The sequence below is a fragment of the Actinosynnema sp. NPDC037264 genome, assembly GCF_055603705.1.
In genome coordinates this window covers 26,892-51,090 of record NZ_JBVJVK010000056.1, presented here as the reverse complement: position 1 = coordinate 51,090, position 24,199 = coordinate 26,892, and the positions used below count along the sequence as shown (strand labels likewise).

Here is a 24,199-nt window from a genome sequence, read left to right as displayed (position 1 = left end):
GGCCGAATGGGCCGCATACCGCTGTTGTATGTGGCCCATTCGGCCGTGCCCCCGGGAGCCGCCTCAGGCGCGACTATCGCGAACACGGACTTGTGAAACAGGCGCTAGGGCCGCGCGAGCCGCCGGTACAGGGGGCGCAGCTCGTCGGTCACCGAACGGTCGTCCACGACGAGCGGGTCGAGCTGGTCGAGCAGCGCGTCCGGGCGCCGCGTGGTCGGCTCCACCACGTCCGGCACGACCTCGGCGACCTTCGGGCGTGCCCAGAAGGCCTCGAACGAGTCCTCCCGCGGTCCCTGCGGCGCTTCGGGCTCGTCGGGAGGGATGGGCGCGCGCAGGTCGCGCAGCCGGTCGAGCAGGTCCTCGCGGGACCGCCCGCGCCAGGCCAGGATCTCGAACGGGTCGGTGTCGAACGACTCGGCGAGCAGGTAGCAGGTGGCGGCGAGGTGCTTGCACGGCACTTCCCAGTCCGGGCACGTGCAGTCCATGTGCAGCTCGCGCATGGTGCTCGGGAAGAGGGTGAGGCCGAGGTCGGCGAACACGTCCTCGATCTCCGGCGGCATCTCGCCCGCCAGCAGCTTGGCCGCGAAGATCGCCTGGTCGGCCAGCGCGTGCTCGATGCGCCGCCAGTCGTCGTCGGTGAACTTCCGCACCCCGATCCGCGCCCGGTACGGCTCGGGACGCGTCCCGGTCACCAGCGCCACCACCAGGCTTGACGACAGGGACAGGCTCATCACCTGGCCGGTGCGCGCGTACGACCGGCCGCGGGCGAGGCGCGCGGCCATGCCGAACGACTCCAGCACCTCCAGGAACCGGCGCGACCACCACGTCTGCGCGATGTCGCCCCGCTTGCTGCGCAACGTGAGGCCGCCCTCGACCCGGATCGGCCGCGCCGGCGGGTGGTACCCGTGCCAGTCAGTCACCGACGGCCTCCCCGGACAGGGCGAACAGCTCGCGCAGCTCGCCGGTGGACATCTCGGTCAGCCAGTCCTCGCCCGCGCCGACCACGAGCTGGGCCAACCCGCGCTTCTCCTCGATCATCCGGTCGATCCGCTCCTCCAGCGTGCCGACGCAGACGAACTTGCGCACCTGCACGTGGTTGCGCTGGCCGATGCGGAACGCCCGGTCGGTGGCCTGGTCCTCCACGGCCGGGTTCCACCAGCGGTCGAGGTGGATGACGTGGTTGGCGGCGGTCAGGTTGAGCCCCGTGCCGCCCGCCTTCAGCGAGAGCACGAAGATCGACGGGCCGTCCTCGGCCTGGAACCGCCGCACCATCTCGTCGCGCTGCCGCTTCGGCGTGCCGCCGTGCAGGTAGAGGACTTCGGTGTCGAAGCGGGCGGCCAGGTGGGGCACGACGAGCGAGCCGAAGGCGGTGAACTGGGTGAAGCACAGCGCCTTGTCGCCGTCGGCCAGCGCTTCGTCCAGGACCTCCTCCAGCCGGGCGAGCTTGCCGGAGCGACCGGCGACCCGCGAGCCGTCACCGAGGAGCTGCGCCGGGTGGTTGCACACCTGCTTGAGGCGGGACATCGTGGCCAGGACCAGGCCCTTGCGCTTGACGCCCTCCGCCTCGGCGATCTTGGTCAGCATGTCGTCCACCACGGCCTGGTAGAGCGTGGCCTGTTCGGCGGTCAGCGTGCACAGCTGCTTGACCTCGATCTTGTCCGGCAGGTCGGTGATGACCCGCGGGTCGGTCTTGAGGCGGCGGAGCACGAACGGGCCGGTGATCCGGCGCAGGCGGACGGCGGCGTCCTCGTCGTGGTGGCGTTCGATGGGCACGGCGAAGCGGGCGCGGAACGTGTTGACCGTGCCCAGGACGCCGGGGTTGACGAAGTCCATGATCGACCACAGCTCGGCCAGCCGGTTCTCCACCGGTGTGCCGGTCAGCGCCACGCGGTGCCGTGCGGGCAGGGCGCGGACGACCTTCGACTGCCGGGTGGAACTGTTCTTGATGTTCTGCGCCTCGTCGAGCACGACCCGGTCCCAGCTCACGTCGGCGAGCTTCCCGGCGTCGCGGGCGACGACCGCGTAGGTGGTGATGACCAGGTCGCAGTCGGTGTCGAGGGCGCGGTCCGCGCCGTGGTAGACGCGCACCTCCAGGCCGGGGGTGAAGCGGGCGGCTTCGCGTTGCCAGTTGCCGACCACCGACATCGGGCAGACCAGCAGCGTCGGCAGGCGTGCGCCGTGCGCGCGGTTGTGCGCTTCCAGGGCCAGCAGTTGGACGGTCTTGCCGAGGCCCATGTCGTCGGCCAGGCACGCGCCGAGGCCGAGCCGGTCGAGGAACGCGAGCCAGGCCAGGCCGCGCCGCTGGTAGGGCCGCAGTTCGGCGACCAGGCCGTTCGGCTGCCCGACCGGCTCCAGGTGGTGCTCGACCTCGCCGGAGAGCAGGTCGCCGAGCCAGCCGGTGGCGCTGACGCCGTTGAGCGGCAGTGGCAGGTCGGCGTCCTCGGGGTGCAGGCCGGAGTGCAGCAGGACCTGCGCGGCGGTCATCTGCCCGCCGCCGCGCTTGAGGAAGGCCAGGCCCGCGGCGAGGCGTTTCGGGTCGACGTGCACCCACTGGCCGCGGACCCGGACCAGCGGGACCTTGGCCTCGGCGAGGGACTGGAGCTCGGCCTCGGTCAGCCGTTCGTCGCCGACGGCCAGTTCCCACTTGTAGTCGACCAGGACCTTCAGCCCGAGTTCGCTCTCCTTGGCGACCTGGCCCGCCGTGCCGCGACTGGTGGCCGTGAGCCGGAGCCCGAGGCGGTGGGGTTGCCGCCACCACGAGGGCAGCATCACGCCGAAGCCGGCCTCCGCCAGCACCGCCGCGTGCTGGAGGAAGTCGTAGGCGCCTTCGACGTCCAGTTCCAGCTCCACCGGTCGGCGGGCGGACAGCGCCCGGTCCAACGCCGGGTAGAGCCGACCGGCCCGGCCCAGGTCGCCGAGCAGCACGTCCTCCGGCCGGCCGACCCACCGCCGCAACACCGCGTCCTGCTTGTGCCACAACTGTTCGGCCGTCACCACGACGCTGGGTTCGTCCACGGCCTGGAGCAGGAACTCGACCCGCCACCCGTCCTTCGCCATGCCGCCCTGGTCGGGCGAGCTGAGCCGGAAGCAGGTCCGAACAGGACTGTCCTGCAACCCGTTCGCCCGCCAAGTCGCCACCTTGGCCCGCAACGCACCCACTTCACCGACCACGCGCGGCTCGTCCACCAACGCGTTCAGCCACTGCCCGACCATCCCGTCCCCGCTGGGCCGCGCACCCCGCAACGCCACCCTGACCTCACGGTCGACCGCGCGGTCCAGGACTTCGTGGACCAGGTCGCCGGGTCCGTCGGAGCCCAGGAACGCCGGCGGCACGCTCGCCCGCAAAGCCGCGAAGCGCAACGCGTCCACCCCGGACAACGCGGCCCGCCACCTCGCGAACCCGTCCCCGTCCAACGACGGCAGCACCCGCCCGCGCCGAACCAACTCCCGCCCGAACTCGAGGACGTCGACCAGGAACTTCCACGAAGCCCCACCCCGACAGTCCGGTGGCAGCGACCCGGCCACCCCCTCCACCCACACGACGGGAACCAACCACTCCCGCCACCGCAGAGCCCCCCGCCGCCCACCGACGGCCTCCCTGACCAACTCGGGCGACCCGACCGGCCCACCGGCGTAAGAGGGCAACCGAACCGAAACCTCCCCGACCACCCCACCAACCAACCGCGCGAGCCCATCCCCACCAACCGCAAACGGATGCCGGACCGCCCGCCGAGGCAACCGCCCACCAACCCGCTCCGGGAAGGCCGAATCCTCACCCCAAACCCCAACCCGCCCGCCACCCACGCCCAACGCATGCAGCACCAACACGAACAGCACTATGCGCCTACCCCGACCTCACCCCCAACCCACCCCCACCCAGCCCTCCACCGCCCGCCCGACCCCGCCACCACCCCTCCCACCCCACCTAGCCACCCAACCCGCCAGCCACCGCCCCCAACCGGGCCGCCACTGCAGCCCTCACACCGCAGCCCTCCGCGCCAAACGGTCCACCCACTCCCAACCGCACCACCTGACCACTCGCCACCACACGCCCCTGCTGCCCGGCGCACCCCCGCCGCACACCCCCCGCCACACGCTGCCCAGCCGCGCGCCATCCACCTCACGCACCTCGCCGCACCACCCGGCCGCCGCGCGTACGACCAGTCCGACGACCCAGCCGCGCTGACCCGCCGCCTCCGCATCCGGTCGCACCGCCGGCCAAGTTGGCCGGCGACGCCGACCCGCCCCACGGCCCAGCCGCACCGCTGGCCCCACGTACCTGGTGACGCCGCGTGGCCCACGCGCACGGCCGCACCGCCCAACCGCGTACCCGCGTACCCGCGTACCCGCGTTGAACCTGCCGGCCGGGATCGAGTCGGGCGGCTGCTCGCCTGGGTGAGGCCGGGCCCTTGCCCGCGGTCCCGGGGTCGGGTTGCGGCGAGGTTGGCCCGTGCGGGCAGGTGCGTGGTGGGCAGGGGGTGGTGGCAGGCCGGACGGGGTTGGACCGGGCGGCCTGCCGGTGGTCAGGGTGGTTACTGGGGCTGGCGGGACCTCCTGCGGGCCAGGGCGGTGACGCCGACGGCGGCCAGGCCGACTTGGAGGGCCAGTTCGATCCAGTCGATGCCGGAGGTGTTCGAGACGCCGATGATCGACGCCGCGAAGGTGCCCACCAAGGCCGCCGCGACACCGACCAGCACCGTCATCAGCATCGAGATCTTCTGCCTGCCCGGCACGACCAGCCGCCCGAGGCCACCGACGACCACACCGATGAACAGCGCCGAGATGAGCCCGGTGATCTCCACGAGAAGTCCTTTCCCCGCCCTATGCGTCCACCACGAGCATCACTCGACGCCCTCCCCTCCCGAATCGGGTTTGCCCCTGACCCACCCCTGATCCCGACCCTGAACCCGGAACACCTGCGCGCCGTCGGAGGACAGCTCCCGGCCGGGGACGTCCGGGTCGCAGCCCACCCTGGCCAGCCTTGACCTGATCGAGGTGGGGGAGCGTTCCAGCCGCTTGGCGATCGAACGGATCAGGTCGGCGGTCGGGGTTCCGGCGCCGGCGGCCAGCCAGTCGGCGCGCAGGCCGTCGTCCAGCTCCTGGGTCCACGGTTGGTTGGCGTTGGCCGGGCGGTCGCGGGCCGAGGGCGAGGACGGTGTGCTCAACCTGCTCAACGCCTCCAGCACCTGCGCCAGCAGCTTGCCGATCTTCGCGCCGGCGTCCGCGGGCAGGCGGATGGTGCCTTCGGCCACCAGGACACCCGAGGCGTCGACACCGGCCAGGTCGACGGACAGGTCCGGGTCGGCGGTGGCGACCACCTGGTAGGTCGTGGAGCCGATGCGGACCGCGTTCTCATACGTGGTTGTCGTCATGGTGATGACGCTAGCGGAGGGGTCTGACAATTCCGGGCCGTCGGCGATCGGGCAACGGACGGGGCCGCAGGGTGGGGGAGCGGGCCGGAAGCCCGGGGTCGCGGGCGGGAGGGCAGGGAGGTCAGGGGCAGAGCGGGCAGGTCGGCGCGGTCGGCTCGGTGCCCGTCAGGTAGGGCTTGAGGTGCTCGGCGATGGCCCTCGCCAACGACGGCGGCACGGCGTTGCCGATCTGCCTGGCCACCTCGATCTTCGTGCCGCACCACTCGAACGAGTCCGGGAACGACTGCAGCCGCGCCGCCTCCAGGTGCGTGATCGGGCGGTCGACCCGGTGGCCGTCCTCGCCCGGCTCCCACTGCGGGTGCAGGTAGCGGCCCTTCTCGGGCTTGTAGAACTCGGTGCGGATGGTCACCGACGGCTCGTCCCACCGCAGCCGGCCCATCACGTCCGTCGTGCCGCTCTTCTTCTCCCGCCAGCACCGCGGCAGCAGCTCCGTCGGCACGTCGAACCGCCCACCGCCCGGCGGGACGTGGCGGTACCGCTCCAGCGACAACGGCGTGGGGTTGCGACCGATGTGCAGGTCCGGGCTCTTGAACGGCCCCGGCAGCTCCCGACCGAAGAACTCCACCACCGAGTTCGGCAACGCGGTCGTCACCGGCCGCTCGGGCAGGCCGCGGAGCACGTCGCCCACGGTGTGCCACTGCCCGCGCGGGTGCGTCGCGACCGGCAGCGGGACGCGCCCGATCCGCGAGCCGATCACGATCGTGCGCCGACGCCGTTGCGGCACGCCGAAATCCGCCGCCAGCAGGATGCCGAAGCTCAGCTCGTAGCCCTCGGTCTCGGCCTGGAGCAACGCGAACTCCGTCGACGCCAGGAACCGGTCGACGTTCTCGATCACGAACACCTTCGGCCGGGCCTTCCGCACGAACCGCAGGTACTCGCGCCACAACGAGTTGCGCGGGTCGTCGACGTCCTTCGAGCCCAGGTTCGAGAACCCCTGGCACGGCGGGCCGCCCACGATCACGTCGACCTCGGGGATCGCGCTGTCCGGCACGGCCGCGATGTCCGACCAGCGGATGTGGTCGTCACCGAAGTTCGCCGCGTACGTCGCCGCCGCGTGCAGGTCCCACTCGACCGCCATCACCGGCGAGTAGCCGCCCGCCGCGGTGAACCCCGCGGTCATGCCGCCACAGCCGGCGAACAGGTCGATCATGGACAGCACGGGCTCAGGCTAGCCGACCGCGACGCCGCAACACCGTGGTCCGCACCCGACTCGCCGCGACGGCCGGGTCCTCGTGCTCCCACACCCGCACCGCGAGCCACCCCGCGTCCGCCAGCACCTGGTCGGTGTTCGCGTCACGCGCCTGGTTCGTCTCGATCTTGGTCCGCCAGAACTCGCCGTTGCGCTTGGGCCAGGTGCCGTGCTCCGGGCAGCCGTGCCAGAAGCACCCGTCCACGAACACCGCCACCTTGGCCGGCCCGAACACCACGTCCGCCTCACGCCGCACCGCGCGCACCGGCCGCTGGTGCACCCGGTACCGCAGCCCCAGCCGGTGCAGCTCGCGCCGCAACGCGACCTCGATGCCCGTGTCACGGGAACGCTGCTTGCTCATCCGGGCGCGGACGTCGTCCGTCGTCTCCAGGTTCGGCACCCGGCCATGATGGCTCATGCGCCTGTTCCGCCGGCGCTCGCCACGGCCCGAGCCGGTCCGGAACCTCCCTGCACCCGCCGGCGCTCACGACGGCCGGACCTGTGCCTGGCCTCCCCTCATGCCGGGTGCAGCACGTCCCGCAGCCGCCGTGCCGCGCGGTCCAGTTGGGTGCGTGACGGCAGCAGGGCCGCGCCGACCTGCGTGAACTCGGTGATCCCCAGGTCGGTGAAGAAGAACGGCGGCATGGCGTGCACCAGCAGGTCCGCCGAACGCTGCCCGCCGCCGCGCGGGTTGACGATCAGCCGCTCCACCCACGCGTCCACCTTGAACACGGTGTCCGCCAACGGGTGCACCCGCACGTCCAGCCCGTGCCCGCGCAGCACCGCGACCACGTGCACGTCACGCAGGAACCCCAGGAAGTCGGACACCACGCGGTTGCGCAGCGCCGCACGCCCCTCCGGCCCCACCTCGGCGATCACTTCACGAGCAGGCGTCCACAACATCCCCCGCGCCTGCTCGTCGGCCTCGCAGAACTCCCGGAACTCCGGCCAGCGGGGTAATCGGCCCAGCGCCTCGACCACGTGGTGGGCCACGTGCGCGAAGGCGAAGTCGGGCCGCCAGTCCCGGATCTCCGGCACGTCGGTCGGACCAGGCCGCGGCGCGCTGCGGCACGCGGCCTCGACCTCGTCGGGGGTGATCCGGTGCACGGCGACGGACTCGTGCGCCATCACGTGCGCCACGACGTGCTTGCGCCCGCTGAACCAGTGGTTGAAGTGGAACCGGGTCTCCTGCGTGACGTTGAACAGCCGGCGCACTTCCATCGCGGTGGTCATGACGCGGAGAGTACGGACGACCACCGACAGTTCCGGCGAACCCGCAGGTCAGGTGATCGACAGGTTGGCCCGGTCCGCGGCCGAACGGCCCGCGTCCCACCCCGCCGCGCTGCGCACCGGCGTCGTCTTGGCGACGGTCCGGGCGAACATCGCGCCGAAGTACTCCTCCACCGCCTTCTTGCGCTCGGCCAGCACGGGCAGCAGCCGGTCGTCGTCGGGCACCTCGTTCGCCGTCCGCAGCCGTTCCCCGATCCGGTGCGCGTAGGACAGCAGGAACGACTTGCGGAACGCCGCCGACCGCGCCTCGTCGCCCTTGCGCGCCTTGTCGCCCGCCGCGACCATCGCCCGCGTCGCCTGGACCAGCAACGACGCCGACAGCAGCTCCACGATCTCCAGGTCGAGCTCCTCGCCGACCAGCGCCACGAACCCCAGGTCGTACACCACGGCGCGGCAGCGGTTCGCCTCCGCGACCACGTGCACGACGTGCGCCTTGCCGTCGAAGTACCGCTTGTCCAGCCACAACCGGCGTGACGTCGTCGTCGGCGCCTCCAAGGGCATCCGCTCCAACGCGTGCCGCGTCACCAGCTCCTGCGCCTTGGCCGACAGCGCCTCCGCCTCGTCCGGGAACGCGGTCGACTCCGCCTTGGCCAACAGGCCGCGCACCCGGTTGAGGATCTTCGGGTCGACGTGGTGGTGGTCGACCTCGGCCAGCGGCGTGCCCGGCTTCGGCACGATCACCGGCAGGCCCGGCAACGTGACCAGCACCGCCAGCGCCGCCACCGCGGCGGCCACGGCGTCCTCGCGCAGCTCGATGTGCCTGCTCGCCCACTGGTCGACGTGCGGCTGGGAGGTGTCCCACCACACCGTCGCCCCGATCTCCGCCAGCTGCTCCCGCCAGCGCGGGTGCAACGCCGGGTAGCGGGACGCCTCGATGGCCAACGAGTCGACCAGGAACGACAACGCGCGCTCGTCCTCGTTGCGCCGTACGACCTCGTACACGTCGTAGGGCAGCCAGCCGTGCTCCCAGAGGTGATCGAAGGCACGCCTCAGCACCGCCTGGACGGCGTCGTCCACTTCGGCCGGTGGGAGGGAGGAGGTGCGCGGCAGCCGGGCCCGGCGGTTCGCCGCGGCCCGCCACAACGCCTCGCGCAGGGAGTCCACGACCGCCGATTGTCCCCTTTCGGGTGTGGTGTCGCCGCACCCGGTGCGCGTTGCGGCCCGACCCGACCCCCGACGTGCCAGCCTCGCGCGGTGAGCCGGAAGACGCAGGTGCCGAAGCGGCGGCCGATCGTGGTGGTGAACCGTCCACAGGGGACGCCGCTGACCGTGGCGCAGCGACAGGTCGTCCACCGCTGCCGCGCCCTGCCGCAGCTGCTCGACCCGCTGGAGGCCGAGCTGACGGTCAGCAGCGCGGTCGCGGACCTCCGGCCGGACGAGGAGTTCTGGGCGGGCCTGATCGAGCACGCCGTGTCGCTGCCCAGCCGGCGCAACCACGCCCTGCTGCGCGTCCTGGCCGCCGTGCTCACCGGGCGTCCGCGCGAGTGGGCGGCGAGCGCCGTCACGCCGGCGGGCCCGGACCTGGTGGTCGGCGGGGCCTGGATCTGCGACCGCTCGATCGACGCCGGCTACCTGGCCCTGATCTGCACGTACACGTTCGCCCGCGCCGAGCACGCCATGGTGTTCCTGATCGACGAGCTGTCGGGCGGCGAGGTGCGCACCGCCTTCGTCACCAGGGACGTCGTCACCGCCCGCACCCGCTTGGCCGACCAGGGCCCGCTGAACCCGATCGGGAGCGAGGCCGCGCACTGGCTGCTGGCCAAGTCCTACGACCGCCTCGACCGCAACGCGGACGCGGTGATCGACCAGGACGTCCGGCGGACCCGGCTGCTGGCGGCCCGGCGGATCGCGCTCGCGTTCGGGTGACCCCTAATTCATTACCTCGGGATCGAATCGGGTGACCGCGGTCACGATCCCACTGGTCCGAACGGAGAGCGAATTGCCGAAGTAGGGGAATGTGTTCCGTACTGGCATACCGTACGGTCGTGTTGTTGGTCGAATTGACACGCCACGGGGGTAGCGGATGTCGCGATCAGATCAGGGCCCGGACCAGGCGGCCGAGCGGGGTAACACCTTGTCGGGGTCCGTCTCCGGCGGCGCGGTGCAGGCGGCCGTGGTGCACGGGGGGATAGCGTTCCACAATGCACCGTCCACACCGCCGCCGGTGCCGCGGCAATTATTGGGCGCTCCGGTGCATTTCACCGACCGGGCCGCGGAATTGGCCGAGCTGAACGAGGCGCTGGCCGACAACCGGCGCGACGGAATCCGCATGTTCGCGGTCCTGAGCGGTCCCGGCGGGGTGGGCAAGACCGCCCTCGCGCTGCACTGGGCGCACACCGCGCGCGACCGGTTCACCGACGGGCAGCTCTACGTCGACCTCGCCGGGTTCAGCGGATCCGAGCCGGTGTCGCCGGAGGACGCGCTCGGCCTGTTCCTGCGCAGCCTCGGCGTGCCGTCCAGGGAGGTGCCGCTGGAGATCGCCGAGCAGGCCGCCCTCTACCGCTCGATGACCGCGGACAAGAAGCTCCTGGTCCTGCTCGACAACGCCTACTCGGCCGCGCAGGTGCGCCCGCTCGCGCCGAACTCGCCCGCCAGCGCCGTCCTGGTGACCAGCCGCAACCGGTTGACCGGACTGGTGGCCGAGGGCGCACGACTGGTCGACGTCGGTCCGCTCGGCAAGCTGTCGGCGGTCCGGCTGCTGGCGAAGGTGGTGGGCAAACGCCGGATCGACGACGATCCCGAACGGGCCGAGGCGCTGGTCGGCATGTGCGGCGGCCTGCCGATCGCGGTCCGGGTGGCCGCCGCGCGGCTCGCCAGCCGACCCAAGTGGTCCGTGCAGAAGATCGTCACCGAGCTGAGCGACGAGCGCAGCAGGCTGTCGATGCTGTCGGCGCCGGAGCTGTCCGTGCAGACGACCTTCGACCTGTCCTACCGCGCGCTCGGACCGACCGCCGCGGCCCTCTACCGCCGGCTCGCGCTGCACCCCGGTCGCGAGTTCGGCGCCTCGGTGGCGACCTCGGTGCTGGCGCAGGACACCTCGCACGCGTTGTTGGAGGAACTGGTGGACGGCAACCTGGTCGAGTCGGTCGGCGAGAGCCGGTACCGCTTCCACGACCTGCTCCGGCTGCACGCGCGCAACAAGGCCAACTCCGAGGACGACCCGGACGAGCGGGCGCACGCCGTGCGGCGGATGGTCGAGTGGTACCTCGCCGGTGCGATGGCGGCCGACCTCGTCGTCACGCCCCACCGGCGCAGGCAGGCCTACGAGTTCCTGGCGCGGCCCGAGGGCGTGCCGGAGTTCGCGGACCGCGAGTCGGCGCTGGCGTGGCTGGAGGAGGAGCGGCAGAACCTCATCACGTGCGGCCTGGTGGCGGAGGAACGCGGCTGGTGGGCGCTGGCCTGGCAGCTGTCCGACGTGCTCTGGCCCCTGTTCCTGCACCACAAGCACTATCGCGACCGCCTGGAGGTCGACCGGCGCGGCGTGGAGGCGGCACGCCGGTGGGGCAACCGGCTCGCCGAGGCCGACATGCTCAAGCGGCTCGGCCTGGTGTGCACCACGGTGGGCAGGTTCGAGGAGGCCGAGGAGCACTTGCGGGCGTCGGTCGCCGTCGCCGAGGAGATCGACGACCGGCGCGGCGCCGCCGACGCGGAAGAGGCGCTCGCGCTGCTGCACGTGGCCGGTGGCAGGCTCGCCGAGGCGGTCGGGCTGTTCGAGCGGTTGGCCCGGACCAACCGGGACCTGGGCGCGCGGCGGAGCCTCGGCCTCACGCTGATCAACCTCGGCCGGGCGCTGACCGGGCTCGGCCGGGTCGACGAGGCGCAGCGGGCGTTGCTGGAGGCGACGGCGCAGTTCCGCGGCTTGGAGCCACCGGACCCCTACAACCAGGCACGGGTCGTGGTGGCGCAGGCCGCGGCGTACCTGCGTGCCGACGACCTGCCGCTCGCCGCCCGGACGGCACGGAGCGCGCTGGACGAGCTGAGCGCGCTCGGCTCCAAACAGGGGATGGCGGAGTCCCACCAACTGCTCGCGGAGTGCGCCGAACGGCAGGGCGACCCCGGGCGGGCCGCAGAGCACTGGAGACAGGCCCTGCGGCTCTACACCGAGATCGGCTCCTCAAAGGCCGACGGCATCGCTCAACGACTGCACGCCCGGGACGACGACGACCCGGAGCCACCCGCACGCGACGGCTGACCGCCGTGCCCGGTGTTCCGCGCACCACACGGGCAGCCCACGCGACCGCAGCGCGCGCAGGTCGAGTCGTGCCACGTGCCACGCGTAGAGCGACTGGGCGGCCGACGCCACGACCGCCTCGACGTCGAGGCAGCGCGCCGCGGTGGCCGCGGGCGCGAGCTCGACCACCTGGCCGAGCTCGGTCCGCACCACCAGCCGATCGGTAGACACGGCGACGGCCATCGCGGCGAACGGGTTGTCGCGCAGCAGCGCGGCGGTGGGATCGTCACCGTCCACACCGGACACCTCGCGCACGACGACGTCGGCCAAGCGGTCCGACCCGCTCGTCCACCGCACTATCGGTTCGGTCACGGCGTCTCCTCGGGTGGTGTCGGAACCGGCGGCACGGCGCGGTGCCGTCCCGGTTCGGGGAGGTCCAGCAGCTCGTACATGATCTGCCGCAACCGGGCGGAGGCCCGGCCGGGCTCGGAGGTCAGCCGCTCGCGCACGACCTCGCCCAGTTCGGCCGCACGTGCGGCGGCCAGCTCCAGCTGCGGTCGCACGGGCGACCCCGCCTGGAGCCTGGGCGCCAGGTGCCGCAACAGCTCCTGCGCGGACCCGCCGGACGTCGCGACCCGCACCGGCGCGTCGACCAGGACCACCGGCCGGCCGATGGCCGCCGCGTACACGCCGACCGAACCGTGGTCGGCCACGACGTGGTCGGCGGCGATCACCGCGGCCCGCCAGTCCACGTGCGGGCCGACCACCACCAGCCCCGCGTCCCGGCACTCCGCGAGCCACGCGTCCACCTGCCGCCGACCGTGGCCGAACCACGCTCCCGGGTGCACCAGAGCCACCACTCGGAACCCTTGCGGCGTCAGCTCTTCGAGCAGGCTCGGCAGCAGGTCCTCGAACCTGGCGAACAGCGAGTCCAGCCCCCACGTGGAGCTGACCACCACGGCCTGCTGACCCGGCTCGATGCCCAGCGCGGCCCGGTACGCGTCGCGCCGCGGCAGGCTCGCGACCAGGCGGTCGTAGGCCGGGTCGCCGGCCACGACGGCGACGTCGAGCGCCTGCGGGCACTGCCGCCGCAGCACCTCCCGCTCGTCGTCGTGCGCGAGCACCAGCGCGCTCGCCAGCACACGGCCGTTGTGCAGGAGCCGTTGTGCGTCCAACCCGTAGACCACCGGCTCGCCACCGGTGGTGAAGGACTTCCCGTAGCCCGCGCCGTGCGGCATCACCACCAGCGGCGCGTGCAGCTCGTGCAGCCCGCCGTAGGACGCGGCGACGGCCAAGGAGAACTCCTGCCGGACCGCCAGCTCCCACGGCCACACGACGCCCCCGGTGGACCGCAGGAACTCCGCCACCCCGTTGCTGAAGACGTCAGGCGCCTGGGTGAAGACGACCTGCAGCCTCGTGTCCGTCTCGATCAGCTCCACGGCTTCCAGCAGACGTTGCCCGCTGGTGACCGTGTGCACCACGGCGAGCACCGGAAGGCACCCGGCGCGGCTGACCCACTGCGACGCGTCGAGCCCGATCGGCACTCGCGGCCACTCTGGACGTGTCATGCACTCCCCCTCGCGCTCCAACCCTCGGGAGAAGAGTGACGGACCGGTTTGCCGGGAACTTGCAGTCCGCTTGCATCTGCCGATCGCCGGCCGCCAAATAGGCAATTCGGACGAAAATGGGTAAACGAGCCTGCGGAACTTCCTCCCAGTGAAGCACACTGTGCCCAAGGGCAAGTTGGCCAGCGAAAGGGTGGCGCTGGTGGAGTTCAAGATCATCGGCAAGACGCGATTACACATCGACGGGAATGATTGCGATCTCGGGCCGGCCAAGCACCGCGGCGTGCTCACATTGCTCCTGTACTACTTCCCGAGACCGGTCCAAGTGGACACCATCGCGCAGGTGCTCTGGCCGGACAGCGGTCCGGAGCAGGTGAAACGAAACCTGCAGCCGATCGTCAGCAGACTGCGCTCGATTCTGGCCAAATCGGGGACAGGCGCCTCGATACCGAAGGAGGGCAACGCTTATCGGTTGGTGTTGGCGCAGGCGGACCTGATCGACTACCACCGTTTCCGCAAATTGGCGGAGATGGGTCGGGTAGCGGCCTCTCGGGGTGACCACCGCGAAGCCAAGGCATTGCTGCGCGAGGCGCTTTCGCAGTGGAACGGCCGACCCCTCGAAGAGCTCGGCGGGGCGTGGGCGGACCATTGTCGTGACCAGATGGAGACATTCGACCGGATGCCCGCGTTTTACGCGTTGCTGGACAGCCAGCGCCAACTGGGCGAGCACCTGGAGGTGATGGCGGAAGCGGGCAGGCTCACCGCGACCCAGGCCCCGGACGAGGCGTTCGCCGGCCTGTACCTGCGCTCCCTGGACGCCTTGGGCCGCTACTCCACGGCGCTCGACTTCTACGCCGTGTTCTGCCAGCGCCTGTTCGAGCACGTCGGCGCCGAACCCGGGCCGGAGCTGCGGGACCTCTACAAGAGCATCCTGCGCAAGCAGGAGAGCACCGCGGTGTCGGGCACGACGGCGCCGCACCAGCTGCCGCCGCCCGCGCGCAGCTTCACCGGCCGCGACGACCTGCTGGCCAGGCTCGACGCCCTGCTCGGCGAGGGCGACCAGGGCCGGGTCGTCGCGCTGCACGGGATGCCGAGCGTCGGCAAGAGCCAGCTCGCCCTCAAGTGGGCGGCACGGCACCGCGACCGGTTCCCGGACGGCAACCTGTACCTCGAGCTGCGCGGCGCCAGCCCAGGCACGCGGGTCGCGCCCGACGACGTGCTGGCGTTCCTGCTGAGGTCGCTCGGCGCCGAGCGAATACCCGCCACCGGCGGCGAGCGGCAGCTCGAGCTCCGCCGGGTGCTGGGCAACCGCAGGATGCTGGTCCTGCTCGACGACGCGCACGAGAGCGCGCAGGTCAGGCCGGTCCTGGCCGCGACGCCGCAGTGCCTCACGATCATCACGAGCCGGACCAGGCTGATGGGGCTGAAGGTCCTCGACCACGTCGACCTCGTGCCCGTGCCGCCGCTGTCGACGGTGGAGTCGATCACGTTGTTGCGCAACGAGATCGGCCGCCAGCGCTCCGACGCCGACCCCGCGGCGCTGCGGGACCTGGCCGGTCTGGTGGACGGCCTGCCGCTCGGGCTGAGGATCATCGCGCAGCACGTCGCGAACCGGCCGGACACCCCGATCGGCGATCTCGTGGAGGACTTCAAGGGGCAGGAAGGGCTCGGGATCCTCGGATCGGTGCACGACAGCGACGACGAGAGCGCCACGCTGCCGGCGGCGTTCTCCTGGTCGTTCCGCGACCTGCCCGCGGACACCGCGCGGATGTTCCGGCTGCTGGCGCTGAACCCGACGGCCGAGTTCTGCGTCGACGCGGCGGTCGCGCTCCTGGGCGAGCCCTACGACGCGGTCAGCGCGCACCTCAGCACGCTGGTGCGCAGCAACCTGCTGGACTACGGCGCCGTGCCGCGGCGGTTCAGGCTGCACGACACGCTGTACGGCTACGCCCTGCACCTCGTGCGCCGCGACGAGCCCGCGCAGGCGCGCAAGCACGCGATGACGCGGCTGCTGGACTGGTACCTGGCTTCGTCCGGGGTCGCGGCACACTTGTTGGACCCCCAGACCTCGCCGGTGCCGCCACTGCCCGGCATGTCGGCGAAGCCGGTGCCGCTCGCGGACCAGTCGGACGCGTTGCGGTGGCTCACCAGGGAGCGGGCGAACCTGGTCGCCGCGGTGCCGCAAGCCGTGCGCCACGGATTCCACGCGCACGCGTGGCGGCTCTCCGCGAATTTCCACGAGGCCTACGACCGGTCCGGGCATTTCGAGGACGTCCTCATCAGTCACCGGGCGGCGCTCAAATCGTGTGCCGCGCTCGGCGACCTGGAAGCGTTGAGCGGCACGCACAGCAATGTCGGAATGGTGCTGTACCGGTTGTGCAAGTACGCCGAAGCGGAAGAGCACTTCAAAGCCGGATCCGACCTGGCGGAGGCGATCGGCGCGCACGAGATCCAACTCATCTGCTCGCACAACCTGGCCGGAATCCGCCTGGCCCTGGGCGAGGTCGGCGCGGCGATCGAGCTGTACCGGGAAACCTTGGAGGCGACGCGCAGGTCCGGCTACCGCGACGGCGAGGCGTACGCCCTGAATGAACTCGCGAACGCGTACCGCAAAGCGGAGCAGGACGACCTCGCGTTGGAGCACTACTACCAGGCGCTCGCCATCCGTCGTTCGATAGGGCACATCAGGGGAGTGGCGACCACCCTCACGGACGTCGGGCGGCTCCACTTCGAGCGGGGCGAGCACGAGGAGGCCCTGCGCCGGCTCCACGAAGCCCTGGCGCTGCACCCGATCGGCGGTGATCGCGCGCGCACGGCCGACGCGCTCGTCACCCTCACCGAGGTGGAGTACGACCTGGGCCGGTTCGGTGAGGCGATCGGCCACGCTGAAGAGGCGGTTTCCACGTGTCACGTCCTAGGGGCACGTGCGGGGCAGGGGCGCGCGCTGCACGTCTGGGGTCACGCGCTCGTGGCCCTCGGGCGGTTGGACGAGGCCGAAGAGCGGTTCCGGCTGGCCGCCGGGGTGCTGCGAGGGGTGCAGGAGGTGGAGGCCGAGGTGGTGACGGAACACCTGGCTGATGTGAAGACCATTCGCAGTGCCATTCCTGAGCCTCGTGGGGCGGCACCCGACTTCACCGGGACCCCCGCCCGGGAGATCACTGAGCGTAAGAACTGACAGGAAAGGACGTCACCTGATCCAGTGAATGTTGAGTGAGACAACAAAATAGTTATGCATCAATGGTGTCGCCGCTCTTCTCTGACGGGTGGGTGACACCCGGACGAGGACCACCCCCGTGTGAACGGACCACTGGGGCGGGTGATCTACTGCGCCCGTGCGTACCCACGTGTCCCGCGCAATGCGGAAGATTGCTGCCCCGCTCATCGGTTCACTCGCCGTCGTCGCATTCGTGCTCGGCGGCCCGACGGCAACGGCCGCCGAAGCCGACCTGGGCAGCTCGGCGTGCGTTGTGCAATGGCCCGGCCGCATCGGATGACGACCGCGCAGCGGTGTCGCGACTCGAACGAGGAGCTCTGATGGAACCCGACATAGGTAGAGCCGGCAGTACCGGTGGTGGAACCTCCGAGGCGCCGACCTGAGGACGTGGGTGGGAAGAACGAGTTCCCACCCGCTCCTTCGTGGCGTTCATCGCCGGGAAAGACAACAAGAGAGCCACCGGAATGGTGACCCTCTCGCTGTGTTGTGCGCCGCCAGGGACTCGAACCCCGAACCCGCTGATTAAGAGTCAGCTGCTCTGCCAGTTGAGCTAGCGGCGCTCGGACTCTCTTGCTCCGTCCGACGTGAAGAACATTAGCACAGCGTCCGACCGGGCTCCCAATCGCCTGGTCAGGGTGGGTGTGTCGCCCTGATGCAGGGGGAACTTCGCCTTGGTAACGATCCAGCATCTCGGGCAACATCGTCAACCCTCCAGGCGTCACCTTGTCAGGGGCGCCGACAGACTCCTGTTGCGGACTGTCACGGCGTTCTGGGGACGAAGCGGAGGACGGGGATGTACCGCAAGCGGGGGGCGCGCCGAGCGCTGGGGATCGTCGCGATCGGGCTGGTCGCGACGTTGGTCACGAGTTGTTCTTCCGGCTCGGCCGCGACGGGGGACGCGGGCGGCGAATCAACCACCACCACTACGTCGTCGACACCGCCGCCCAAGCCCGTGTCGTTGACCACGGGCCCCGCGGACGCGGCGGTCGACGTGCAGCCCGGCGTGCCGGTCGTCGCCACCGCCACCGACGGCAAGATCACGTCGGTCGCGCTGACCAACCCGGAGGGCAAGGCCGTGGCCGGCCAGGTGAGCCCCGACGGTCTGCAGTGGACCAACACCGAGCCGCTCGGCTACCAGAAGACCTACACGCTGGCCGTGACGGGCGAGGGCGCGGACGGCAAGCCGGTCACCAAGACCTCCACCTTCACCACCGTCAAGCCGCGCACGCTGACCTACCTGTCGGTCAACCCGCAGGACGGCACGACGGTCGGCGTCGGCCAGCCGCTCGCGTTCTACTTCGACGAGCCGATCGCGGACAAGGCCGCCGCCGAGGCGATGATCTCGATCACCACGGTGCCGCGCGTCGAGGGCGCCTTCTACTGGTTCGACGAGAAGACGGCGCACTGGCGGCCGCAGAACTACTGGACGCCCGGCACCAAGATCACGATCAACGCCAAGATCTACGGCAAGCACGTGGGCAACGGCGTGTACGGCGAAGAAGACCGTGTGATCAACACCACGATCGGCGACGCCGTCGTGCACGAGGCGGACGGTCAGACGCACCAGGTCGTGACCAAGGTCAACGGCCAGGTCGTGCGCACCATGCCGACCTCCATGGGCGACGCGCAGAACCCGACCCCCACGGGGACCTACGTGCTGATGGAGAAGCACGCCCACATGGTGATGGACTCCCGCACCTACGGCCTGTCGCTGGAGGCGGGCGGCTACGTCACCCCGGTCGACTGGGCCTACCGGATGTCCAACTCCGGCATCTTCTTCCACAGCGCGCCGTGGTCCATCGGCGACCAGGGCCACCGCAACGTCAGCCACGGCTGCCTGAACCTCTCGCCCGAGAACGCCAAGTGGGTGTTCGACAACTCCAAGCAGGGCGACGTCGTGATCGTCACCAACTCGGGCGGCCCGGTGCTGGAGTCGTGGGACGGCTTCGGCGACTGGCAGATCCCGTGGGACCAGTGGGTCAAGGGCAACCGCTAGGGCCCTACAGCTCGGTGACGCGACCCGCCGCCACGGCCAGGCGGCGGGTCGTGCGCACCGCGTCCAGCATCCGGCGGTCGTGGGTGACCAGCAGCAAGGTGCCCTGGTAGGAGTCCAGCGCGGACTCCAGCTGCTCGATCGCGGGCAGGTCGAGGTGGTTCGTCGGCTCGTCCAGCACGAGCAGGTTGACCCCGCGCGCCTGGAGCAGGGCCAACGCGGCACGGGTGCGCTCACCGGGCGACAGCGACGCCGCCGTCCGCAGCACGTGCGCCGCCTTGAGCCCGAACTTCGCCAGCAACGTGCGCACGTCGGCGGGCGGCACGTCCGGCACGGCCGCGCCGAACGCGTCCAGCAACGGCTCGTCGCCCAGGAACAAACCACGCGCCTGGTCGATCTCGCCGACCACCACGCCCGAGCCGAGGGACGCCGAACCCGAGGTCAACGGGACGCGGCCCAGCAGCGCCGCCAGCAACGTCGACTTGCCCGAGCCGTTGGCCCCGGTGATGGCGACCCGGTCCGCCCAGTCCACCTGCAGGTCCACCGGCCCCAGCGTGAACGACCCGCGGGTCACCACCGCCGCCCGCAGCACCGACACCACCGAACCGGACCGGGGCGCGGCGGCGATCTCCATCCGCAGCTCCCACTCCTTGCGCGGCTCCTCGACCACGTCCAGGCGTTCGATCAGGCGCTCGGTCTGCCGCGCCTTCGAAGCCTGCTTCTCGGTCGCCTCGGTGCGGAACTTGCGCCCGATCTTGTCGTTGTCGGGCGCCTTGCGGCGGGCGTTCTTCACGCCCTTCTCCATCCACGCCCGCTGCGCCCGGGCGCGCTCCTCCAGCGACGACCGCGTGGACGCGTACTCCTCGTACTCCTCACGCGCGTGCCTGCGGGCGATCTCCCGCTCCTCCAGGTACGACTCGTAGCCGCCGCCGTAGGAGCGCACCTGCTGCTGCGCCAGGTCGAGCTCCACGACCCGCGTCACCGTGCGGGCCAGGAACTCGCGGTCGTGCGACACCACCACGACCCCCGCCCGCAGCCCCGTCACGAACCGCTCCAGCCGGGCCAGTCCGTCCAGGTCGAGGTCGTTGGTCGGCTCGTCGAGCAGGAACACGTCGTACCTGCTCAGCAGCAACGACGCCATGCTCGCCCGGGCCGCCTGACCACCCGACAGGGCGGTCATCGGCAGGTCGAGCGAGACGTCGAGCCCCAGGTCGGCGGCCACCTCCAGCGACCGCTCCTCCAGGTCCGCGCCACCGAGCGCGAGCCACCGCTCCAACGCGTCGGAGTAGCCGTCGTCACCCGAACCCGACGACAACGCCTCGGTCGCCCGGTCCAGCTCGACCTGCGCCGCCGCCACGCCCGTGCGGCGGGCCAGGAAGTCCCGCACGGTCTCGTCGGCACGCCGGTCCGGTTCCTGCGGCAGGTGGCCGACGGTCGCGGTGGTCGGTGAGAGGCGGATCACACCCTGCTCGGCGGGCAGCAGGCCGGCCAACGTCCGCAGCAACGTCGACTTGCCCGCGCCGTTGGCGCCGACCAGGCCGATCACGTCACCGGGTGCGACGACCAGGTCAAGGCCTTCGAACAGCACGCGGTCGCCGTGCCCGGCGGCCAGGTCCTTCGCGACGAGTGTGGCGCTCACGACAACTCCAGGGCAAAAGAAGACGCCCCCCGACTCGGGCGTCGAGGGGCGTTCCGCTTGGGGTGAGTGACGGGACTTGAACCCGCGACACCTGGGATCACAACCCAGTGCTCTGCCAGCTGAGCTACACCCACCAAGACCGGTTGACCCGGCGCGTGAAGCATACAGTGCCCTACCGCCGGGTCTGAAATCGACCCTATTCCGGACCGTCGGCGGCGAGCAGTTCGGCCGCCACGGCCTGCGCCTGCTCCGAGGACGGGCCCGGCTGCGGCACGAACGCCGTCCGCCGGTAGTACGCCAGCTCGCGGATCGACTCCTTGATGTCGGCCAGCGCGCGGTGCGCCAGGCCCTTGCCCGGCTGCGCGTAGTAGATGCGCGGGTACCACCGCCGGCACAGCTCCTTGATCGACGACACGTCGACCATGCGGTAGTGCAGGTGCGCGTCGAGCTCGGGCATGTCACGGGCGATGAACCCGCGGTCGGTGGCGATCGAGTTGCCCGCCAGGGGAGCGGTGCGCGGGTCCGGCACCCACTCCTTGATGTAGGCCAGCACCTGCGCCTCGGCGTCGGCGAGCGTCACGGTCGACCGCCGCACCTCCTCGGTGAGCCCCGACTTGGCGTGCATCTGCATGACGACGTCCGGCATCGAGTCGAGCGCGGTGTCGTCGGCGTGGATCACCACGTCGACACCCTCGCCGAGCACGTTCAGCTCCGCGTCGGTCACCAGCGCCGCGATCTCGATCAAGGCGTCCTTGCCCAGGTCGAGGCCTGTCATCTCGCAGTCGATCCACACCAAGCGATCCATCACCCGCGCGAGCCTAGTCGCCCGGTCCCGCCGGCCCCGCGTCGCTTCGGGTGGCGGCCCCTACCAATCTCATTACGCTCAGGGCGATGACGGCCCAGAGCGACATCGCTGCCGGTTACGCCTCCGAAGGCGCGGCCATCGAACTCGGTGCGGTCCTCGTGGACGGCACGGTGGAGCCGACCGCGCGCGTGCGGCTCCCGCTGGCCACGCTGAACCGGCACGGCCTGGTCGCGGGCGCGACCGGCACCGGCAAGACGAAGACGTTGCAGCTGATCGCGGAGCAGCTGTCGGCGGCGGGCGTGCCGGTGGTGATGGCGGACGTGAAGGGCGACCTGTCGGGGTTGTCACGTCCGGGCGAGGGCGGCGAGCGGGTCACCGAGCGTGCCACCCAGACGGGTGACGACTGGCAGCCGCAGGCGTGCCCGGTGCAGTTCCTGTCGCTCGGCACGGGTGGGGCGGCGGTGCCGGTGCGGGCGACCGTCACCAGCTTCGGGCCGATCCTGCTGTCGAAGGTGCTCGGGCTCAACGACACCCAGGAGTCCACGCTCGGGCTGATCTTCCACTGGGCCGACTCGCGCGGGCTGCCGCTGCTGGACATCAAGGACCTGCGGTCGGTGATCGGGCACCTCACGTCCGACGAGGGCAAGGCGGACCTGAAGGGCCTCGGCGGGGTGTCGCCGGCGACGGCCGGTGTGATCCTGCGCTCGCTGGTGAACCTGGAGGCGCAGGGCGGCGACACGTTCTTCGGCGAGCCGGAGCTCGACCCGCGCGACCTGATGCGGCTGGTCGACGGCCGCGGTGTGGTGTCACTGCTGGAGCTGGCGGAGTTGCAGGCCAGGCCCGCGCTGTTCTCGACGTTCCTGATGTGGCTGCTGGCGGAGCTGTTCGAGGTGCTGCCCGAGGAGGGCGACCTGGACAAGCCGAAGCTGGTGTTCTTCTTCGACGAGGCGCACCTGGTGTTCGCCGACGCGTCCAAGGCGTTCCTGGAGCGGATCACGCAGACGGTGAAGCTGATCCGGTCCAAGGGCGTGGGCGTGTTCTTCTGCACGCAGCTGCCGACCGACGTGCCGAACGCGGTGCTGTCGCAGTTGGGCGCACGGGTGCAGCACGCGTTGCGGGCGTTCACGCCGGAGGACCAGGCGGCGCTGGCGAAGACGGTGAAGACGTACCCGACGACGCCGCACTACGAGCTGGACGAGGCGTTGACGTCGTTGGGGATCGGCGAGGCCGTGGTGACCGTGCTGAGCGAGAAGGGCGCGCCGACGCCGGTCGCGTGGACGAGGCTGCGGGCGCCGCGGTCCTTGATGGACACGATCGGGTCGGACGCGATCACGCAGGCCGCGGAGACGTCCGAGCTGCACGCCAAGTACGCCGAGACCGTCGACCGCGAGTCGGCGTACGAGAAGCTGGCGGCGAAGGTGGCGCCCCCGCCCGCGCGGGAGGAGGCGGCACCCCCGCCCGCGCGGGAGGAGGCGCCGCCCCGGGAGCCCGAACGCCGGGCCGAGCGCGAGGAGCCGGGCGTGGTGTCGCAGGTGCTCGGCAACTCGGCGGTGAAGTCGTTCCTCCGGTCAGCCGCGAGCGCGCTGGGCCGTGAGATCACCCGTGGCCTCTTCGGGACCTCCCGCAAGCGCCGGTGAGCGCTTGACCTTCATCGACAGGAACGCGGCGCCGATGCTGAGCAGGCCGGCCACGTACCAGGCCGGCGCGTAGTCGCCGAAGTGGTCGCGGGTGAGGCCGGCGGCGGTGGCGGCGATCGCCGCGCCGATCTGGTGCGAGGCGAAGACCCAGCCGAAGACCACCGGGGCGGACAGGCCGAACACCTGCCGGCACAGCGCCACCGTCGGCGGGACGGTGGCGACCCAGTCCAGGCCGTAGAAGATGATGAACACGAGCATCGACGGGTGCACCGAGTCGTGGAACAGCTGCGGTAGAACGAGCAGCGACGCGCCGCGCAGCGCGTAGTACACGGCGAGCAGGACCCGTGAGTCGACGCGGTCGGTGAGCCAGCCCGACAGGACCGTGCCGACGATGTCGAAGATCCCCACCAGGGCGAGCAGGCCCGCGGCGGTGGTGGTGGGCATGCCGTGGTCGTGCGCGGCGGGGATGAAGTGGGTGCCGACCAGGCCGTTCGTGGTCGCGCCGCAGATCGCGAAGCCCGCCGCCAGGAACCAGAACGGTCCGGTGCGCGCGGCGCTCCTCAGCGCGCCGAGGGCACGGCGGGCCGCACCGCCCGTCGACGGCGGGACGGGCACGATCTCGTCGCCGCCGTAGGGCGGCACACCCACGTCGGCGGGGTGGTCGCGCAGGAACAGCAGCGCCAGCGGCACCACCGCGAGGGCCGCGACCGACACCACGACGGACGCGCTGCGCCACCCGGAGGACTCCGACAACGCCGCCACCACCGGCAGGAACACCAGCTGCCCCGTCGCGCCGCCGGCGGTCAGGATGCCGGTGACCAGGCCGCGGTGCTTGACGAACCAGCGGCCGGTGATGGTCGCCACGAACGCCAGCGCCATCGAACCGGTGCCCAGGCCCACCAGCACGCCCCAGAACAGCACCAGCTGCCAGGCCGTGGTCATGAACACGGTCAGCCCGCTGCCCACCGCGACCAGCGTCAACGCCGAGGCCACGACCTTGCGCACGCCGAGCCGTTCCATCAGGGCGGCGGCGAACGGCGCGGTCAGCCCGAACAGCATGAGGTTGACCGACACGGCGAAGCCGATCGTGGCCGTGGACCAGCCGAACTCGCGTTGCAGCGGTTCGATCAACGCGCCCGGGGTGGCCCGGAACGCCGCGGCGCCGACGAGCGCGATGAAGGCGACGCCGGCGACCACCCATGCCCAGTTCTGCCTGCTGCGAATCACGTGAGGAAGCCTCACCGATGGCCCCGGTTCCGAAAAG

The 24,199-nt window shown here is 71.4% G+C and carries 18 protein-coding genes and 2 tRNA genes; 5 read left to right on the top strand and 15 right to left on the bottom strand.

Going from position 1 to position 24,199, the window contains the following annotated elements; all coding sequences use genetic code 11:
• Positions 1-104: 104 nt before the first annotated feature.
• From ACZ7GX_RS36830 to ACZ7GX_RS36795, 8 genes are all read right to left on the bottom strand, one after another.
• Positions 105-920 carry an SWIM zinc finger family protein gene (locus ACZ7GX_RS36830; protein WP_498783842.1) on the bottom strand — a complete coding sequence of 272 codons (816 nt, stop codon included), beginning with the start codon at positions 918-920 and terminating at the stop codon, positions 105-107.
• On the bottom strand, positions 913-3,540 hold the full coding sequence (locus ACZ7GX_RS36825) for a DEAD/DEAH box helicase (protein WP_498783840.1): 2,628 nt from the start codon (positions 3,538-3,540) through the stop codon (positions 913-915). Before ACZ7GX_RS36825 ends, ACZ7GX_RS36830 begins: the two co-directional genes overlap by 8 nt.
• Positions 3,541-4,532: 992 nt before the next feature.
• Positions 4,533-4,802, bottom strand: a complete 270-nt coding sequence (locus ACZ7GX_RS36820) for a GlsB/YeaQ/YmgE family stress response membrane protein (protein WP_498783837.1) — start codon at positions 4,800-4,802, stop codon at positions 4,533-4,535.
• A 39-nt stretch (positions 4,803-4,841) separates the two neighbouring features.
• Positions 4,842-5,372, bottom strand: a complete 531-nt coding sequence (locus tag ACZ7GX_RS36815; protein WP_498783836.1) for a hypothetical protein — start codon at positions 5,370-5,372, stop codon at positions 4,842-4,844.
• 121 nt (positions 5,373-5,493) lie between these two features.
• On the bottom strand, positions 5,494-6,582 hold the full coding sequence (locus tag ACZ7GX_RS36810; RefSeq protein WP_498783844.1) for a DNA cytosine methyltransferase: 1,089 nt from the start codon (positions 6,580-6,582) through the stop codon (positions 5,494-5,496).
• 13 nt (positions 6,583-6,595) lie between these two features.
• Positions 6,596-7,039, bottom strand: coding sequence for a very short patch repair endonuclease (locus ACZ7GX_RS36805; protein ID WP_498783834.1), 444 nt, complete (start codon positions 7,037-7,039; stop codon positions 6,596-6,598).
• Positions 7,040-7,137: 98 nt separating this feature from the next.
• A complete protein-coding gene (locus tag ACZ7GX_RS36800) occupies positions 7,138-7,854 on the bottom strand; it encodes a hypothetical protein (RefSeq protein WP_498783832.1) in 717 nt (238 codons plus the stop codon).
• A 48-nt stretch (positions 7,855-7,902) separates the two neighbouring features.
• The gene (locus tag ACZ7GX_RS36795) at positions 7,903-9,015 is read right to left on the bottom strand and encodes a DUF2786 domain-containing protein (protein ID WP_498783830.1); all 1,113 of its coding nucleotides are present in this window, start codon (positions 9,013-9,015) and stop codon (positions 7,903-7,905) included.
• A gap of 90 nt (positions 9,016-9,105) precedes the next feature.
• Here ACZ7GX_RS36795 and ACZ7GX_RS36790 point away from each other — a divergent pair, with 90 nt between their 5' ends.
• Together ACZ7GX_RS36790 and ACZ7GX_RS36785 are read left to right on the top strand one after the other, a co-directional pair.
• The gene (locus ACZ7GX_RS36790) at positions 9,106-9,777 is read left to right on the top strand and encodes a hypothetical protein (protein WP_498783829.1); all 672 of its coding nucleotides are present in this window, start codon (positions 9,106-9,108) and stop codon (positions 9,775-9,777) included.
• 325 nt (positions 9,778-10,102) lie between these two features.
• The gene (locus ACZ7GX_RS36785) at positions 10,103-12,103 is read left to right on the top strand and encodes a tetratricopeptide repeat protein (protein WP_498783827.1); all 2,001 of its coding nucleotides are present in this window, start codon (positions 10,103-10,105) and stop codon (positions 12,101-12,103) included.
• Here ACZ7GX_RS36785 and ACZ7GX_RS36780 read toward each other — a convergent pair.
• Positions 12,026-12,454, bottom strand: a complete 429-nt coding sequence (locus tag ACZ7GX_RS36780) for a hypothetical protein (protein ID WP_498783824.1) — start codon at positions 12,452-12,454, stop codon at positions 12,026-12,028. The genes ACZ7GX_RS36785 and ACZ7GX_RS36780 overlap by 78 nt on opposite strands.
• Positions 12,451-13,650, bottom strand: coding sequence for an NADPH-dependent FMN reductase family protein (locus tag ACZ7GX_RS36775; RefSeq protein WP_498783822.1), 1,200 nt, complete (start codon positions 13,648-13,650; stop codon positions 12,451-12,453). The genes ACZ7GX_RS36780 and ACZ7GX_RS36775 overlap by 4 nt, the downstream gene beginning before the upstream one ends.
• A gap of 148 nt (positions 13,651-13,798) precedes the next feature.
• Here ACZ7GX_RS36775 and ACZ7GX_RS36770 point away from each other — a divergent pair, with 148 nt between their 5' ends.
• Positions 13,799-16,822, top strand: a complete 3,024-nt coding sequence (locus ACZ7GX_RS36770; RefSeq protein ID WP_498783820.1) for an AfsR/SARP family transcriptional regulator — start codon at positions 13,799-13,801, stop codon at positions 16,820-16,822.
• 526 nt (positions 16,823-17,348) lie between these two features.
• Here the strand turns inward: ACZ7GX_RS36770 and ACZ7GX_RS36765 are convergent.
• Positions 17,349-17,421 (bottom strand) — tRNA-Lys (locus tag ACZ7GX_RS36765).
• A gap of 233 nt (positions 17,422-17,654) precedes the next feature.
• Between ACZ7GX_RS36765 and ACZ7GX_RS36760 the strand changes: the two genes are divergently transcribed.
• Positions 17,655-18,857: a L,D-transpeptidase gene (locus tag ACZ7GX_RS36760; protein ID WP_498783818.1), complete on the top strand. Its 1,203-nt coding sequence runs from the start codon at positions 17,655-17,657 to the stop codon at positions 18,855-18,857.
• A 4-nt stretch (positions 18,858-18,861) separates the two neighbouring features.
• On the opposite strand, the gene ACZ7GX_RS36755 is transcribed toward ACZ7GX_RS36760, so the two are convergent.
• The 3 genes from ACZ7GX_RS36755 to orn form a co-directional block, all read right to left on the bottom strand.
• Positions 18,862-20,493, bottom strand: coding sequence for an ABC-F family ATP-binding cassette domain-containing protein (locus ACZ7GX_RS36755; protein ID WP_498783816.1), 1,632 nt, complete (start codon positions 20,491-20,493; stop codon positions 18,862-18,864).
• A 58-nt stretch (positions 20,494-20,551) separates the two neighbouring features.
• Positions 20,552-20,627: transfer RNA gene (locus ACZ7GX_RS36750), tRNA-His, on the bottom strand.
• A gap of 62 nt (positions 20,628-20,689) precedes the next feature.
• On the bottom strand, positions 20,690-21,301 hold the full coding sequence (orn, locus tag ACZ7GX_RS36745) for an oligoribonuclease (protein WP_498783814.1): 612 nt from the start codon (positions 21,299-21,301) through the stop codon (positions 20,690-20,692).
• A gap of 83 nt (positions 21,302-21,384) precedes the next feature.
• Between orn and ACZ7GX_RS36740 the strand changes: the two genes are divergently transcribed.
• A complete protein-coding gene (locus ACZ7GX_RS36740; RefSeq protein WP_498783812.1) occupies positions 21,385-22,935 on the top strand; it encodes a helicase HerA-like domain-containing protein in 1,551 nt (516 codons plus the stop codon).
• Here the strand turns inward: ACZ7GX_RS36740 and ACZ7GX_RS36735 are convergent.
• Positions 22,867-24,162, bottom strand: coding sequence for an MFS transporter (locus ACZ7GX_RS36735; protein ID WP_498783810.1), 1,296 nt, complete (start codon positions 24,160-24,162; stop codon positions 22,867-22,869). The two genes, ACZ7GX_RS36740 and ACZ7GX_RS36735, sit on opposite strands and share 69 nt — an antisense overlap.
• Positions 24,163-24,199: the final 37 nt, after the last annotated feature.